The following is a 14,812-nucleotide window of genomic DNA, read 5'->3' on the forward strand; positions in this document are numbered from 1 at the left end:
GCGTTCGTCCTGAGCCAGGATCAAACTCTCCAATAAAGTATTGAAAAGAGCGATTAGCTCATTTTGAATCTGACGAGATTAAAAATCTCATTTGTGCTTCGAAATCATCCAGTCCGAAGACATGTACGATTTCTCAGCGTCGATCTCGCAAGCAAGATCGTTACTCACTCGTTGTTCAGTTTTCAAAGATCAAACTTGAATCATGTTACTCATTTTTGTGTCAACCACATTTTCAGCGGCGACTTTTATAATGTATCATACCACCGTTTTTTTTGCAAGTACTTTTTTTACAACTTTTCAAACTCTTCATTTCAGCACTTGTTTCGGTGAACTTGTCCTAAAAAAGGAACGAAAATTAATTTATCATATATATCAGAAACGGTCAACCCTTTTTCGACATTTTATTCATTGGTCTTCCTCATCATGATGTAGAGGTACAGCGTTAGCTATACATGCCGCACCCCTTTTATCCTAATAACCATTGATTGACTATGAGCACAACCTTCATGGCTTTGATTTTTTTAATTTCCCGCCCCTCGCATACTTAGATAACTCTTTTGGCGGAGCAAAACGTGCATACATCCGAAATACCGTTTTGTAGCGACTCGCAATAGCGTATTTGATTTCTTGGTCAAGACGGTTATCACTTAGGTCGAATAACATTTCATCAAGCTCTTTGCGAAGTACATAGTCTAGCTCCTTGCACTCCTTATCGTTAAACAGCATACCCAGCATTAGAGTTCTCCTTTTTCTGCATATGGATAATACGCGCTCGTGTGTAGTTGTCTGATGTTATGCCTATCTAGCAAACAGACCTTTATCGAATCGCGTAAGGTTAGTAGTACAACCCCAATTAAGTTAACGTGGAGGTTGTACCTGAACCCGTTTTATTGTTATGGTCAACTTTCTGAAAAATTATGAATGTCATTCCATACAAATTTATCCTCGCACGATGCTGTAGGTAATCGTGCTCTCAATGATCGCTGCAACGAGCAACAAAATAATGACCCAACAAGATGCTGTTAATGTCCTACGCAGAAACACTTCCCACTGCTTACCGAGCAAGTGTCTTTTCGATCCACCAAGCTGCATGAGACTTTTGGTAGCTAGTCCCCCGAACTTTAGGCCGAATGCACAAGCAATAATGATCACTGGTATTTCGATAATCCCATGCGGGAGCAATCCTTTAATAACGATATCATAGAAACTTGCTCCATAATTCATCGTGGTGTGCACAAGGAACCCAATAACCATTCCGTTGATCAGTAGAAAAATAATTGGCAGAATGCCAAAGAATATGCCGGCATAGATCACAAGTACACTTTTGATTGCATTGTTGAAGAAAATGAACAGGAAGAAGTTTAACTGCACATTCCCCCCTTGCTCCAAACGCTCACTCACTTCTCTTAATCCCCCAATTTGATTCAAAAGTAATTCTTCTAGTGGCCCAGTACTCACCCACCCTACACTTATTCCAATCACAAATAGTGCAACTGACCAGATTAACGCATTCCGGATGGATCCCAGATCTTTTAGAAAAGTACTAAATTTAAGCATAACGACCTCCTAAGTAAATAAGTTAATGGACAAACAAACATTAGATACGAATAACTAAGCAGTACGAGCATACATTGGGAAGTAAACAAGCATTTCTTATGGGAGAGGGGCGCTTATTGAAATGAACTCGTTCTATGTATTTAGCGGCAAAAAGATCAAACGTTACCTGATTGTGCTGGCTGCTGCCGTGTTTGCTATCGGAATAATCTATCTGGAGAGCGGCAACGTTTCTGTGTTCTCAGAGGATACACCTTCTGCAGTCTACAGTGTTCCAACAGAAAAAAAAGTAATTGCACTTACGTTTGACATTAGCTGGGGGGATAAGCGAACCGAACCCATCCTTAAGGTGCTGAAAGAGAACAAGATTGAAAAGGCTACCTTCTTCCTCTCCTCACCATGGAGTAAAACACATCCTGAAATCGTAACCTCAATTAAGGAAGCGGGATACGAAATCGGGAGCCATGGGCACAGACACGAAAACTATAGCAGCCTGACAGAGGAAGAGATCCGTAAGGAAATTTCGACAGCTCATAGCATTTTAACCGATTTAACGGGTAAAGAACCGAATTTATTGCGACTGCCCAATGGTGATTTTGACAAACGTGTTCTCCAGGTTGCGAGTAGTTTGAACTACCAGGTCGTACAATGGGATACTGATTCTCAAGATTGGAAAAACCCCGGTGTACAAACCATTGTTGATCGTGTAGTCAGCAAAGCTCATCCAGGAGATATCGTTTTGCTGCACGCCAGTGACTCATCTAAACAAACGCATGAAGCCTTACCTGTAATTATTGATAAACTTAGGAATCAAGGGTATGAGTTTGTCACGGTTTCCGAATTGTTGAATCACTCCAGCACTAAAGGTACAGAGGTGCGTGATCAAGCTAGTGCACAATAATACGCTGCCAAGTTACGTTATATCTCAATGAAATGCTCATGTATTACAATAACTGCAATGACGTTATAGATCAAAATTACACATTGTATGCTATTCGTGGCAAATGAAAAGAGCTAACCAACGTTAGCTCTTTTTGGGTTTGTTATTATAAGAAAATCAAAAACATGCTTCTGACCATTTCACACCTGCTCTACCTTTCCAGTAACAGCTTGTTCTGAAGGTGAATCGACCAATTTGTGCAATATCAGCATTTGGTATGCATTACACATTAGTAAGGGAACCACAATAAATATGGTCGCTGCATTTGAATCTATGCGTAATACCCCAATCGTCTCTACAGCTGTTACAGCAATCATAAAGAAAAGGGTCGGCACAAGTGCAGAAATGTTTGTTTGCTTAACCTTCACGTAAGCGGTAACAATTGCTGCTGCTAAAATAATGAGTCCAAGGACAATATCAGATATAGGCTCTCGCCCCTCCCCCACAAACAGCCGCAAGAACATCACATCAAGTAAAGCCAAGACTGTTAGTATGATCTGAACAATTTGCCAGCCCCGTTTGGGAAACACGCCTTTACCCATATAATTCAAAATTAAATATGCAAAGAAGCCCATCTGCGAATATACACTAATCATAATTCCGGAGCCAAAAAGAATGAGCAGATATAACATAAAATCAGCAAATCCATTCGTTTTTTCTCCATTTAACAACATCATTGTTAGTCCTGTTACTAATGATCCCGCCGCTCCGATCAACAACGCGGTCCAAAATAGGAAAAACCATTTCCGTAAATTCAAATGTTTTCCACCCCCGAGACTTTATTTTACCAACCTTCTCAGCAAAAAACCATCTCCGATCAACATATTTACGGCTTTCTCATCACATACTACATCCAGTATCTAATCAAGGAGGGGTTGTGCACATGAAACGGCCATTGTGGCAGTTATGTTGTGTCCTATTTGGACTATCCGCCCTGCTCGCCGGCTGCGGCTCTGATCAGAATTATTCGCCTCCTCAAGGCAGTTATAAAGAGATGAAAACCATGGTGGTGGACATCCTCAAAAGTGATGAGGGAAAAAAAGCGGTGGAAGAAGCTCTCACTGGTCAAAGCTCTTCTGGCGGCGGTGGAGAAGGCGGTGGCTCTGAGCAAGGTGGCGGTGGTGGCGGGTCTGGTACAATCGGTATGAAAATGCTGATGCCTATGCAATCTCAGGAACAGATTCGTGTTGCGGTAAAGGATACCATAACAGCTCCAGAATACAAGAAGGAATTCGAGAAAATTATGACCGATCCACAATTTGCAGGTGAGTTCGCCAAAGTGGTCAATTCACAAAGTAAACAATTACACATGGAACTAATCAAAGATCCAACGTATCAAAAATCTATCTCAGATATTATGAAATCTCCTGAAGTTTCCAAGATGTTCATGGACATGACTAAAACGCCTGATTATCGTAAACAAACGATGACCGTCATGCAAGAAGTGATGCAAAATCCTTTATTCCGTATGGAAGTTCTAACTTTGTTGAAAAAAGTCGTTCAGGACGAGCTTCAACCTAAGGTGGAAAGTGGCGGAGGACAGAAGGATGATCAACAACAGCAACAAGACGGTCAAGGACAAGATAGTGGTTCAGGTGATGGGGGCGGTGGGGACTCGGGTGGCGGATCATAGAAATACTGGTTTAAGTGATATCGTATGAAATAGACGGTTATGTATAATCAAAGGCCCCGCATCTATAGATGCAGGGCTTTAACTCGTAGCTATCGCTTCGACAAAGGAAATTCGGACTAAAATTTAAAATTTAGTTTCAATCTCTTTTGCGATTTCAGCATATATCGTTCCAATAGGAGTATCTGCTTTGTAAACGGATGGTGAGAAGTCTGGCTCAGAGATATGGTTATCTGGTGCTCCAAGTGGAATCTGAGCAAGTAGACTTGTATGCAAGCTTTCAGCAAGCTGCCCACCGCCTCCACGACCAAATACATAGTCCTTTTCTCCACAACTCCCGCATTCATAATACGCCATATTCTCGACGACACCAAGCAGCTCATGTTCGGTCTGAATGGCCATCGCTCCTGCACGTGCTGCCACAAAAGCCGCTGTTGCATGCGGGGTAGTGACGATAATCTCTTTGCTATGGGGTATCATCTGATGTACATCTAGTGCAACGTCACCCGTTCCTGGAGGCAAATCAAGTAACATGTAATCGAGTTCTCCCCAATTCACATCGGTAAAAAACTGACGAAGCATTCGACCTAACATAGGCCCGCGCCAAATCACAGGATTATTCTCACGAATAAAGAATCCCATCGACATAACTTTAACACCGAATCGTTCTACTGGCTGAATAATCCCATCTTCTACAACGGGATACTCTTCAATCCCCATCATGTCCGGAACACTGAAGCCATATATGTCTGCATCAATTAAGCCGACCTTTTTACCTTGACGAGCCAGAGCGACTGCTAAGTTCACCGTCACAGTGGATTTACCAACGCCACCTTTACCACTTGCAATTGCAATGTAACGTACACCAGATTCAGGGCTCAACAATTCGTGTCCACCCAAACCTGCTGCATGGCCTTTGACGAGAACTTCTTCGTCACTTGGGTCTTGTTCAATATCCCCTTCTGAAAGGTTCTGACGTTCATGCTCAGACGCTGCCCGAAAGCGAATATGTACATCCTCTATTCCATGCTGGGACAAAAGATTGCGCGCAGCATCACTTAGAGCTGTTGTATCCTCGGGCTGGTTGTCCAACGTCACGAGTGTAATGGCTACACGATGTTCTTTCACCATAATATCGCGAACCCACTGCAGTTCGGTCAGACTAACTCCCAATTGTGGTTCTTGTAATGGTTGCAATAGTTCAAGTATCTGTTCTTTTGATAACATCAGACAGCACCTCAGCTTTATCTATTGGCATGTATTAAGTATGCGGTATCAATTATATCATTACCGGTCTGATTGTGACTAACTTTTCGGGCGTTCTCCTGAGGAATATCGAAGAATCCCGTTATATATGGAGGCTGCAACTTTGCGCTGATACGTTTCATCTGCAAGCATTCGTGCCTCTTCTGGATGAGACAGGAAACCTACTTCCACTAGAGCAGAAGGAATCTTCAACGCCTGTAGTAAGTACACGGTATTTACCGTTTTGGCGATCCGATCTGTGTTTTCCAGATTCCGTATCATCTCTTGCTGAAGCAGATTCGCTAACCCTTCATTGTCAGCATGATTAGGTGTATAAAATACTTGTGCCCCGCTCCAACGGTTAGAAGGAACGCTATTCATATGAATGCTAATAAACAGATCTGCTTGCTTGTCCTCAATCCGTCTAACTCGTTGTTTCAGATCTTCTGTTTTACGTTTGGAGTAACCTCTTGTATCCGCTTCAGCAAGATCTGTATCGATCTCTCGTGTCATTACGACCAAAGCACCTGCCTGTTGTAAGTAGTCCCTCACATATAGGGCGATGGAAAGGTTAATGTCCTTCTCAATTACGCCCTGCTTACTGACTGCTCCCCCATCTGGTCCACCATGTCCAGCATCAATAGCGATAACTTTGCCTGCAAGAGGCAAGCTCCAGTATCCGGACGTTTTGGATGAAGGAATCTCATATGTGGCTACACCTACTAACATCGCCAATAAACACAGACTTAACAGTATTCTTTTTACCGTACGCAGACGTATCCAAACAACAAAATGTTTTCCCCTATTTTTACGCATTAAAAAACCACCTCGCCCCTATAAATGACTCTAATCATCTATATGGGACAAGATGGACAAATATAACCTTTAGGACTGGACTTGCTCAGCCATTCCTTCAATCAGTATCTCAGCTACCTCTGGACGTGTAAACTCAGGTGGTGGGCATTCTCCATTACGAAGCAATCCACGTACCTTAGTTCCAGACAACGTCATATGATGCTCTTTACCGTGTGGACAAGTTTTACTGGAAGCCATATTACCACATTTGGTACAAAAGAAGCTATGTTCGAAGAACAGCGGCGTAATCCCCAGCTCTTCAGCTGTAAAGTTGGAGAAAATCTCTTGTGCTTCATAGGTACCGTAATAATCACCAACGCCAGCGTGATCACGACCAACTATAAAATGGGTACAACCATAGTTTTTACGCACCATAGCATGGAAAATCGCTTCACGTGGCCCCGCGTATCTCATGGCCGCTGGAAACACACCTAGAAAGGCACGATCAGCCGGATAATAGTTCTCCAGCAACACCAAGTAGCTCTTCATGCGCACATTGGCTGGAACGTCATCAGACTTCGTTTCACCTACCAGCGGATTAAGGAACAAGGCATCCACGATCTCCATCGCGCTTTTCTGAATGTACTCATGTGCACGGTGAACTGGGTTACGGGTTTGAAAACCAACTACTGTTCTCCATCCCTTCTCCTGAAAGGTCTTCCTAGTCTCAGCAGGATCGAAATAAAATTGCTCAAATTTCGCTGGTTTAGGGCGATTTAACACTTGAATTGGACCTCCCACATACGTTGCAGGTCGCTCCAGTAATTTTTTCACACCTGGATGCTCTGGATCGTCTGTTTTGAACACTTTACGTGCTTCTTCACCCTGATCCACCTTGTATACACTCTGAACTTCCAACAAGCCATAAGTGACTCCATCATCTTGCCCCACCAAAGCTACCCTTTGTCCCACCTGCAGCTCAGCAGCGCGCTGGTCGTCTACAGCAAGAGTGATCGGGATACTCCATACCGTGCCATCTGCCAACCGCATGCGCGATACAACAGAGAGATAGTCCTCCTCATTCAAGAAACCCGTCAGTGGGGAGAACGCCCCCACACCAATCAGATCTAAATCAGAGATCGTCCATGTGTTGATGTGCAGTGAAGGCAGTGTCTCACTTTCCCGTAGTAGTTGTTCCCGTTCTTCTCCTTGTACGACACGCTGTACTAGCGTACCTCCATGAGGCAGAATTGAAGTCATCTTGTCAGCTCCCTATTTCAATATTAATTACCACAATGAAAAAGTATCACAGAAGTCAATTACTGGTTTGGTTACGGAAACCTCATAGGTTGTTATAAACGAGCCATATGCTTATAAAGTGTACCATTTATTTACTATTGTTATTGCTTACATTATGAAAATTATTTATGCAGTCCACACTCAGTCTTGTCATTACCGGACCAGCGTCCCGCACGTGGATCTTCTCCAGGCATGACTTGACGTGTACAATACTCGCATCCAATACTCGGGTAATTCTGATCATGTAATGGATTGTAGACGACATTGTTAGCACGAATGTAGTCCCATACATCCTCCGAAGTCCAGTGAGCGATTGGATTGAATTTCATAAGACCAAATTTCGTATCATACTCCACTTTCTTGGAGTTAGCACGGGTAGGTGCTTGATCTCGACGTATACCTGTAATCCAAGCATCATACTGAGATAGTATACGTGTCAGTGGCTCTACCTTACGGATATTACAGCATGCATTCGGATCCGATTTCCACAACTCCGCTCCATGCGCTGCCTCTTGCTCTTCAGGCGTAATTTTAGGTGATACACGGACAAAATCTAAATTGTATTTTTCTTGCATAACGTCCCGAGTTTCATACGTTTCTTTAAAATGAAAATCCGTGTCCAGGTAGAACACATCCGTGGATGGACTAATCTTTTGCAGCATATCTACTAATACAACATCCTCCGCACCAAAGCTGCATGCAAATGTAATGTTTGGAAACGTCTCAACTGCATAACGAATAATATCTTCTGGGCTAGCAGATTCTAATTCCTCAGCTTTTTTCCGGGCAAGTTCCTCTTTTTCAAGCAAGTTCATTTGGTATTTCCCCCATTCAACAATTGTAAATCTAAATCTAAAGCCGACTAATCTAATATGAATTATGTTTAGTATAAATCTTTCGTAGGGGATGTCAATGCCTGCCATATGGTAAAAAAGAGCATATATCGTTTCATTTAGACGTTGTAAATGAGCCACTAAATAGGGATTCAGTTGCCCACTAACCCTATCGAAAGCAATAGATGTGAATCAACTCAGCACATACTAAGTCAATACATCACTTATGGTGACCGCCTGTAATCCTTTGCCCCTATTGGGTTTACAGACATTTTAGGAATTAATGTGACAGTCTTCTCCCTGTCTATAATGTCTAGCCGTAGTGACGGTTAGATGTGTTAAAACTTAGAAATAAGATCAGTGATTGCTCAGAGATATGTAAGCGAGTTTTATTGAAACTATAAGAAAGACTGATGGATTGATAAGTCAGTTTAATGTTTTGTATTTATGTGATGAAGTATTGAACAGCTCAAGTAATTTGTATGATCTAATGTGTGCGAAGGAGCATGTTCATATGGAGATGGAACTCTATAATGAACTACGTAGATATAACCATAACCCGGTGAAGGAAACAGGATGCCACAGAGCGTAAGAGAATATAATTGATCTCCACAAGCTGTAGATATTTTAGACACAAAAAAGCCCCTGGCCGAGGCCAGAGGCTTGTAATGCATATTAACGTTTGGAGAACTGAGGAGCGCGACGAGCGGCTTTGAGACCGTATTTTTTACGTTCTTTCATCCGTGGGTCACGAGTCAGGAATCCTGCTTTTTTCAGGGATGCACGGTACTCAGGATCTGCTTTCAACAGAGCGCGAGAGATACCGTGACGGATAGCGCCGGCTTGACCGGAGATTCCGCCACCATGAGCGATAACCAAAACGTCATAGTTGCTGAGCGTTTCTGTCAAAGTCAGTGGTTGTTTTACGATCAGTTTGAGTGTTTCCAAACCGAAGTATTCATTAATATCACGTTTATTGATGACAATGCGTCCTTCACCCGGTACAAGGCGAACACGTGCTACCGAATGTTTACGACGACCTGTCCCATAGTATTGTACTTGTGCCATGAAACTGTCCTCCTTTTAATTAGCCGCGAAGTTCGTAAACTTCTGGTTTTTGTGCTGCATGTGGATGCTCAGTGCCTCTGTACGCTTTAAGTCTCAGCTTCATTTTCTCGCCCATGCGAGTTTTTGGAAGCATACCGCGAACAGCCAATTCCAACATACGTTCAGGTTTGTTTTTAACCATCTCTTCAGCAGTAGTTACTTTCAAACCACCTGGGTGCATCGAGTGACGGTAGTATTTCTTACCTTGCATTTTTTTACCAGTCAATACGATTTTCTCAGCATTGATGATAACAACGAAATCGCCAGTGTCCACATGTGGAGTGAATTGTGGCTTATGTTTGCCGCGGATCAAAGCAGCTGCTTCGCTCGCCAAACGTCCGAGGGTTTTGCCTTCAGCATCAATGATGTGCCATTGGCGCTCAACTTCGTTAGGCTTCGCCATGTACGTAGTACGCATGAAAATTTCCTCCTTAAAATGTTCAAAATCATCATTTTCATTTATCTTCGTTCATTAAGTTATAACTTTAGGTGTTGATGGATTAGTTGTTGCAATGTGAACCTCTTAATTGGGGCTGTGGGAAAGCCATTAAGAAAACACAACTTTTATATTACATGATAGGAGACCAAATCGCAAGTGTTAATTAAGCTTTTTACTCACCAAATTTAATCTTTTTTGTATTCAAGATCCCAGAGCATTAAACCGCAGCTAACAGCAGTAGGTCCTGCAGCAGATCGATTACATGCAGCAATCATATTCGGTACATCAGAGGCTTTCCGTTTGCCCTCTCCGATCTCCAGCAGCGTACCAACAATGATACGAACCATATGCTGCAAAAAGCCGTTACCACTCACATAAATGTGAATGACGCCTTGATCGCGCGGATGATCCCTACACATTGAACGGTCTACTTCCATCCATGCTTCGTATACCGAACGTACATGATTCTCTTTCTGAGACTTGCGTGAAGCAAAGGACGTGAAATCATACGTACCTATAAAGTGACGCAGTCCCTCCTCCATAGCCGCAGTGTCCAGTTTGGCATGGTGATGATATTGCAGTCTTCTGTTGAAAACATCCGGAAATTGATTCGCATTAACCGTGTACCGATACGTCTTCTTTTTCGCTGCATAGCGAGAATGAAAATCCGCCGGCACTTCCAATGCATCAATAACGACAATATCCGCTGGTAATCTGGAGTTGAGTGCAATACACCAACGCTCAGTTGGAATCTGTGACTCTGTAGGAAAATTGAAGATTTGTCTGCGAGCGTGTACGCCTGCATCCGTTCGGCCTGAACCCGTAATTTTAACAGTCTCACCGGTTAATGCACGAATGGCATCTTCAAGATGGTCCTGAATGGTATTACCTCCCGGCTGTACTTGAAAGCCGTAATAGGCTGTTCCATCGTAAGTTACCGTCATACATAAGTTGCGCATCATAACCACACCTTTGTTCCATACTATACAAATACATATCCCTATCCCGAACAGCAAAAGAAGCCCCTTACGGAGCTTCAATTACAGCACGAATTCCGAAATGAAGAGAAAAAAAGGGTTAACCCAGAATCGTTGACTCTGTCCCCTTTCCTCATCTCATCTGTTTTACGCGCGGTCTACCAGTTCCAAGTAAACCATTGGCGCTGCGTCACCACGACGAGGTCCCAGTTTCAGGATACGAGTGTATCCACCTGGACGCTCAGCGTAACGACCGGACAATTCGCTAAACAGTTTTTGGATTGCATCTTGCTCACCATCGATAGTTTCGCGGCGAACATAAGCTGCCACTTGGCGACGGGCGTGAAGATCTCCCTTTTTCGCTTTAGTGATCAGTTTTTCAGCAATAGAGCGAACCTCTTTTGCTTTCGCTTCAGTTGTCTGAATGCGTTCGTATAAGAACAGGTCGGTTACCAGGTCACGGAACAAAGCTTTACGCGCGCTGGAATTACGGCCCAACTTTTGGTATGCCATTGTTTTCCCTCCTTCACTTCAAGCACTCGGCTGTCTATTCTTCTGTACGGAGTCCCAAACCAAGCTCCTCAAGCTTCTCTTGAACTTCTTCCAAAGACTTACGTCCGAGGTTACGGACTTTCATCATGTCTTCTTCTGTTTTCGTAGTCAGCTCTTGTACGGTATTAATACCAGCACGTTTGAGGCAGTTGTAGGAACGAACAGAGAGATCCAGCTCTTCGATCGTCATTTCGAGTACTTTTTCTTTTTTGTCTTCTTCTTTTTCGACCATGATCTCTGCATCTTTCGCTTCGTCTGTAAGACCCACGAAGAGCATCAAGTGCTCGGTCAAAATTTTAGCGCCGAGGCTTACAGCCTCTTCAGGACGAATACTTCCGTCAGTCCAAACTTCCAACGTGAGCTTGTCATAGTTGGTCACTTGGCCAACACGCGTATTTTCCACAGCGTAGTTTACGCGGCTAATCGGGGTGAAGATGGAATCGACAGGGATGACGCCGATCGGCTGGTCATCGCGTTTATTCCGATCTGCCTGGACGTAGCCGCGACCGCGATTGGCAAAAATACGCATGTGAAGTCTCGAACCTGGTCCGAGCGTAGCAATGTGAAGATCCGGATTAAGGATTTCCACATCGGAGTCAGCACGGATATCTCCTGCCGTAATTGCTCCTTCGCCTTCAGCATCAATCTCGAGAACTTTCTCCTCGTCGGAATGAATCTTAAGCGACAAAGCTTTCAGGTTAAGAATAATCTCCGTTACATCTTCCATTACGCCAGGAACTGTAGCAAATTCATGCAGAACGCCATCGATTTGAACCGAAGACACTGCCGCACCCGGCAGTGAGGAAAGTAGGATTCGGCGAAGCGAGTTTCCAAGCGTCGTACCATATCCACGTTCCAGCGGTTCTACTACGAATTTCCCATAGGTGCCATCATCGTTGACGTCTACCGTCTCAATTTTCGGCTTTTCGATTTCAATCACTGCAATACCCCTCCTTCAAAACGTCGGTCCTCTATGAAACATTTACCTTCTCTTGCGAAAACATGCAGTACTATGCCTAAACAACCATTATTAGCAGATTGTGCCGGAAGTATACCACACGCAGGGGCAAATCTCATTAGACACGACGACGTTTTGGAGGACGGCATCCGTTATGCGGGACTGGAGTTACGTCTTTGATCAGGTTAACTTCAAGACCAGCAGCTTGCAAAGAGCGGATCGCTGCTTCACGGCCTGCGCCTGGTCCTTTAACCATAACCTCAACGGCTTTCATCCCATGTTCCATTGCAGCTTTGGCAGCAGTCTCAGCAGCCATTTGTGCAGCAAACGGAGTCGATTTACGGGAACCTCTGAATCCGAGGCCGCCGGAGCTTGCCCACGAAATTGCGTTTCCGTGAGGATCCGTAATAGTAACGATAGTGTTATTGAAAGTGGAACGGATATGTGCCACGCCAGATTCAATATTTTTACGGTCACGACGTTTAGTACGTACGACTTTTTTCGGTTTAGCCATTTTCTCTTATCCCCCCTTATTATTTCTTCTTGTTCGCTACTGTACGACGAGGACCTTTACGAGTACGAGCATTCGTTTTCGTACGTTGTCCACGAACAGGCAGACCACGACGATGACGAACTCCACGGTAACAACCGATCTCCGTCAAACGTTTAATATTCAAAGAGATTTCACGACGCAGGTCACCTTCAACTTTGACCTCTTTGTCGATACTTTCACGCAATTTGCTGACTTCATCTTCCGTCAAATCACGAACACGAGTGTTCTGATTGATGCCTGTAGAGCTCAGAATTTTCTGGGAAGTCGTTTTACCGATTCCGAAAATATAAGTCAAGGCGATCTCAACGCGCTTATCACGTGGCAAATCCACACCAGCTATACGTGCCATTTTACGCTACACCCCCTTCATTAACCTTGTTTTTGTTTGTGTTTCGGATTTTCACAGATAACCATTACATTCCCTTTGCGGCGAATGACTTTGCATTTTTCGCAAATCGGCTTGACCGAAGGTCTTACCTTCATGTGAATTACCTCCTCAAAGTTCTGCTTAGCAAAACTCTCTTCGTAAGCATTGACCTTGTTCTACTATTGTAAAACCGGCTTCGAAGCTTTCGCAAGTTTTGCCGGGCAAAACCCGCTTCATAAGCTTCACAGTTCATTGCAACTGTCTACTACTATTTACGGTAAGTTATACGACCTTTTGTTAAATCATAAGGCGATAACTGAACAACTACTTTGTCTCCAGTCAGGATACGGATGAAGTGCATCCGCAACTTTCCGGAAACGTGAGCGAGAATTTGATGACCGTTCTCAAGCTCAACTTTGAACGTTGCATTCGGTAGCGGTTCAAGAACCGTACCTTCCACTTCAATGACATCTTCCTTAGCCATTAGTCAGTCTCCTTTCTCTTCAGCTTGAATGTTGGTGGATTCCAGAAACGAATGCACCGCATAGCGAAGCTTTCCGTTTGTCACCCGACCACTCTCGTTTAAACTGTTTACGACCTCGTTGCTAATCATTGGTTGGAGCTCAAGATGAAGAATATTCTTCTTCTTAGGTTGATCAAACTTACGTTTGTCTCCATCCGCAATATATACGAACCTCGCGTCCGCTATAGCAACAATTACTGCGGCTTGGTCCGCATTGCGGCCTTTACGGATCTTCACAAGTTGACCGAGCTGCGGATTAGACTGATTATTCATGCCTTATCACCTACGCATTCAGTTTTGTGAAAATTTCCATGCCTTCTGGTGTAACTGCTACGGTGTGTTCAAAGTGGGCACATAACGATCCATCGACAGTTACGACAGTCCAGTTATCTTCCAACGTTTTTACATACCGTCTACCTACGTTAACCATCGGCTCTATGGCCAGCACCATGCCCGCTTTGAGCCGTGGCCCCCGATCAGGAAGACCATAGTTCGGAATCTGTGGTTCCTCATGTAGATTGGCTCCTATGCCGTGACCGACATATTCACGTACTACCGAAAAACCAGCATCCTCAATATATTTCTGAATCGCATGAGATATTGTAAACAAGCGAACGTCAGGTTTCACTTGCGCCAGACCTGCGTACAATGAAGCCTCCGTAACCTCTAGGAGACGACGGGCTTCTTCAGAAATACGGCCAACTGGATAAGTCCAGGCTGAATCTCCGTGATACCCTTGGTACTGCGCGCCGATGTCAAACGTAACAATATCGCCCTCGTTCAACTTGCGTTTGCCGGGAAATCCATGCACCAACTCTTCATTCACTGAAGCGCACACACTGGCAGGGAAACCGTTATAACCTTTGAAAGACGGCACAGCTCCTTGACTGCAGATAAATTGTTCGGCCATATGGTCAAGTTCTCCAGTCGTAATACCGGGTGAGATATGTTCTGCTAAGAGACGATGCGTTTCCGCAACTATTCTCCCTGCCTCTCGCATCAAACCCAGTTCCGTTTCTGACTTACCAATGATCATTCAA

At 44.0% G+C, this 14,812-nt stretch carries 20 protein-coding genes; 2 read left to right on the plus strand and 18 right to left on the minus strand.

Annotated features, from left to right (window positions below):
• Positions 1 to 504: 504 nt before the first annotated feature.
• The gene (locus M3636_RS27795) at positions 505 to 735 is read right to left on the minus strand and encodes a hypothetical protein (protein WP_056697767.1); all 231 of its coding nucleotides are present in this window, start codon (positions 733 to 735) and stop codon (positions 505 to 507) included.
• 204 nt (positions 736 to 939) lie between these two features.
• On the minus strand, positions 940 to 1,557 hold the full coding sequence (locus tag M3636_RS27800) for a stage II sporulation protein M (RefSeq protein WP_251384647.1): 618 nt from the start codon (positions 1,555 to 1,557) through the stop codon (positions 940 to 942).
• 121 nt (positions 1,558 to 1,678) lie between these two features.
• Between M3636_RS27800 and pdaB the strand changes: the two genes are divergently transcribed.
• On the plus strand, positions 1,679 to 2,455 hold the full coding sequence (gene pdaB / locus M3636_RS27805; protein WP_145410587.1) for a polysaccharide deacetylase family sporulation protein PdaB: 777 nt from the start codon (positions 1,679 to 1,681) through the stop codon (positions 2,453 to 2,455).
• A gap of 179 nt (positions 2,456 to 2,634) precedes the next feature.
• Here pdaB and M3636_RS27810 read toward each other — a convergent pair whose 3' ends face one another.
• Positions 2,635 to 3,252 carry a KinB-signaling pathway activation protein gene (locus tag M3636_RS27810; protein WP_251384648.1) on the minus strand — a complete coding sequence of 206 codons (618 nt, stop codon included), beginning with the start codon at positions 3,250 to 3,252 and terminating at the stop codon, positions 2,635 to 2,637.
• Positions 3,253 to 3,377: 125 nt separating this feature from the next.
• On the opposite strand from M3636_RS27810, the gene gerD reads away from it, so the two are divergent.
• Entirely contained in the window at positions 3,378 to 4,127 is a 750-nt protein-coding gene (gene gerD, locus M3636_RS27815) for a spore germination lipoprotein GerD (RefSeq protein WP_145410589.1), read from the plus strand.
• Between the two features lie 123 nt (positions 4,128 to 4,250).
• On the opposite strand, the gene M3636_RS27820 is transcribed toward gerD, so the two are convergent.
• From M3636_RS27820 to map, 15 genes are all read right to left on the minus strand, one after another.
• Complete coding sequence (locus M3636_RS27820) at positions 4,251 to 5,351, minus strand: Mrp/NBP35 family ATP-binding protein (RefSeq protein WP_251384649.1); 1,101 nt, start codon at positions 5,349 to 5,351, stop codon at positions 4,251 to 4,253.
• A gap of 78 nt (positions 5,352 to 5,429) precedes the next feature.
• On the minus strand, positions 5,430 to 6,185 hold the full coding sequence (gene cwlD, locus M3636_RS27825; RefSeq protein ID WP_145410591.1) for an N-acetylmuramoyl-L-alanine amidase CwlD: 756 nt from the start codon (positions 6,183 to 6,185) through the stop codon (positions 5,430 to 5,432).
• A gap of 69 nt (positions 6,186 to 6,254) precedes the next feature.
• On the minus strand, positions 6,255 to 7,424 hold the full coding sequence (gene sat / locus M3636_RS27830) for a sulfate adenylyltransferase (RefSeq protein ID WP_251384650.1): 1,170 nt from the start codon (positions 7,422 to 7,424) through the stop codon (positions 6,255 to 6,257).
• A gap of 161 nt (positions 7,425 to 7,585) precedes the next feature.
• The gene (locus M3636_RS27835) at positions 7,586 to 8,278 is read right to left on the minus strand and encodes a phosphoadenylyl-sulfate reductase (protein ID WP_128103669.1); all 693 of its coding nucleotides are present in this window, start codon (positions 8,276 to 8,278) and stop codon (positions 7,586 to 7,588) included.
• Between the two features lie 693 nt (positions 8,279 to 8,971).
• The gene (rpsI, locus tag M3636_RS27840) at positions 8,972 to 9,364 is read right to left on the minus strand and encodes a 30S ribosomal protein S9 (protein WP_056697740.1); all 393 of its coding nucleotides are present in this window, start codon (positions 9,362 to 9,364) and stop codon (positions 8,972 to 8,974) included.
• Between the two features lie 19 nt (positions 9,365 to 9,383).
• Entirely contained in the window at positions 9,384 to 9,821 is a 438-nt protein-coding gene (gene rplM, locus M3636_RS27845; protein ID WP_024633564.1) for a 50S ribosomal protein L13, read from the minus strand.
• Positions 9,822 to 10,027: 206 nt separating this feature from the next.
• The gene (truA, locus tag M3636_RS27850; RefSeq protein ID WP_128104622.1) at positions 10,028 to 10,801 is read right to left on the minus strand and encodes a tRNA pseudouridine(38-40) synthase TruA; all 774 of its coding nucleotides are present in this window, start codon (positions 10,799 to 10,801) and stop codon (positions 10,028 to 10,030) included.
• Between the two features lie 165 nt (positions 10,802 to 10,966).
• On the minus strand, positions 10,967 to 11,332 hold the full coding sequence (rplQ, locus tag M3636_RS27855; RefSeq protein WP_017692102.1) for a 50S ribosomal protein L17: 366 nt from the start codon (positions 11,330 to 11,332) through the stop codon (positions 10,967 to 10,969).
• A gap of 34 nt (positions 11,333 to 11,366) precedes the next feature.
• Complete coding sequence (locus tag M3636_RS27860; protein ID WP_024633566.1) at positions 11,367 to 12,311, minus strand: DNA-directed RNA polymerase subunit alpha; 945 nt, start codon at positions 12,309 to 12,311, stop codon at positions 11,367 to 11,369.
• 136 nt (positions 12,312 to 12,447) lie between these two features.
• Positions 12,448 to 12,843 (minus strand): 30S ribosomal protein S11, encoded by a 396-nt coding sequence (gene rpsK / locus M3636_RS27865; protein ID WP_017692100.1) that lies wholly within the window; start codon positions 12,841 to 12,843, stop codon positions 12,448 to 12,450.
• A gap of 19 nt (positions 12,844 to 12,862) precedes the next feature.
• Entirely contained in the window at positions 12,863 to 13,231 is a 369-nt protein-coding gene (gene rpsM, locus M3636_RS27870) for a 30S ribosomal protein S13 (protein WP_056697730.1), read from the minus strand.
• Between the two features lie 20 nt (positions 13,232 to 13,251).
• Positions 13,252 to 13,365, minus strand: coding sequence for a 50S ribosomal protein L36 (gene rpmJ, locus M3636_RS27875; RefSeq protein WP_003333770.1), 114 nt, complete (start codon positions 13,363 to 13,365; stop codon positions 13,252 to 13,254).
• 152 nt (positions 13,366 to 13,517) lie between these two features.
• Entirely contained in the window at positions 13,518 to 13,733 is a 216-nt protein-coding gene (gene infA, locus M3636_RS27880; RefSeq protein WP_017692098.1) for a translation initiation factor IF-1, read from the minus strand.
• 3 nt (positions 13,734 to 13,736) lie between these two features.
• Positions 13,737 to 14,045, minus strand: coding sequence for a KOW domain-containing RNA-binding protein (locus tag M3636_RS27885; RefSeq protein ID WP_128103671.1), 309 nt, complete (start codon positions 14,043 to 14,045; stop codon positions 13,737 to 13,739).
• Positions 14,046 to 14,055: 10 nt separating this feature from the next.
• On the minus strand, positions 14,056 to 14,808 hold the full coding sequence (gene map, locus M3636_RS27890) for a type I methionyl aminopeptidase (protein ID WP_128103672.1): 753 nt from the start codon (positions 14,806 to 14,808) through the stop codon (positions 14,056 to 14,058).
• Between the last annotated feature and the right edge of the window lie 4 nt (positions 14,809 to 14,812).

This window comes from Paenibacillus sp. MER 99-2 (genome assembly GCF_023714095.1).
Classification (GTDB): Bacteria; Bacillota; Bacilli; order Paenibacillales; family Paenibacillaceae; genus Paenibacillus.

What these genes read in the sequence shown, in the direction of transcription:
- rpsK (WP_017692100.1), bottom strand. Translation starts at nt 12,843, where the DNA reads ATGGCTAAACCGAAAAAAGTCGTACGTACTAAACGTCGTGACCGTAAA.
- cwlD (WP_145410591.1), bottom strand. Translation starts at nt 6,185, where the DNA reads ATGCGTAAAAATAGGGGAAAACATTTTGTTGTTTGGATACGTCTGCGT.
- pdaB (WP_145410587.1), top strand. Translation starts at nt 1,679, where the DNA reads ATGAACTCGTTCTATGTATTTAGCGGCAAAAAGATCAAACGTTACCTG.
- rplM (WP_024633564.1), bottom strand. Translation starts at nt 9,821, where the DNA reads ATGCGTACTACGTACATGGCGAAGCCTAACGAAGTTGAGCGCCAATGG.
- map (WP_128103672.1), bottom strand. Translation starts at nt 14,808, where the DNA reads ATGATCATTGGTAAGTCAGAAACGGAACTGGGTTTGATGCGAGAGGCA.
- M3636_RS27885 (WP_128103671.1), bottom strand. Translation starts at nt 14,045, where the DNA reads ATGAATAATCAGTCTAATCCGCAGCTCGGTCAACTTGTGAAGATCCGT.
- rpsI (WP_056697740.1), bottom strand. Translation starts at nt 9,364, where the DNA reads ATGGCACAAGTACAATACTATGGGACAGGTCGTCGTAAACATTCGGTA.
- M3636_RS27795 (WP_056697767.1), bottom strand. Translation starts at nt 735, where the DNA reads ATGCTGGGTATGCTGTTTAACGATAAGGAGTGCAAGGAGCTAGACTAT.
- rpmJ (WP_003333770.1), bottom strand. Translation starts at nt 13,365, where the DNA reads ATGAAGGTAAGACCTTCGGTCAAGCCGATTTGCGAAAAATGCAAAGTC.
- gerD (WP_145410589.1), top strand. Translation starts at nt 3,378, where the DNA reads ATGAAACGGCCATTGTGGCAGTTATGTTGTGTCCTATTTGGACTATCC.
- M3636_RS27835 (WP_128103669.1), bottom strand. Translation starts at nt 8,278, where the DNA reads ATGAACTTGCTTGAAAAAGAGGAACTTGCCCGGAAAAAAGCTGAGGAA.
- sat (WP_251384650.1), bottom strand. Translation starts at nt 7,424, where the DNA reads ATGACTTCAATTCTGCCTCATGGAGGTACGCTAGTACAGCGTGTCGTA.
- M3636_RS27820 (WP_251384649.1), bottom strand. Translation starts at nt 5,351, where the DNA reads ATGTTATCAAAAGAACAGATACTTGAACTATTGCAACCATTACAAGAA.
- rplQ (WP_017692102.1), bottom strand. Translation starts at nt 11,332, where the DNA reads ATGGCATACCAAAAGTTGGGCCGTAATTCCAGCGCGCGTAAAGCTTTG.
- M3636_RS27800 (WP_251384647.1), bottom strand. Translation starts at nt 1,557, where the DNA reads ATGCTTAAATTTAGTACTTTTCTAAAAGATCTGGGATCCATCCGGAAT.
- infA (WP_017692098.1), bottom strand. Translation starts at nt 13,733, where the DNA reads ATGGCTAAGGAAGATGTCATTGAAGTGGAAGGTACGGTTCTTGAACCG.
- rpsM (WP_056697730.1), bottom strand. Translation starts at nt 13,231, where the DNA reads ATGGCACGTATAGCTGGTGTGGATTTGCCACGTGATAAGCGCGTTGAG.
- truA (WP_128104622.1), bottom strand. Translation starts at nt 10,801, where the DNA reads ATGCGCAACTTATGTATGACGGTAACTTACGATGGAACAGCCTATTAC.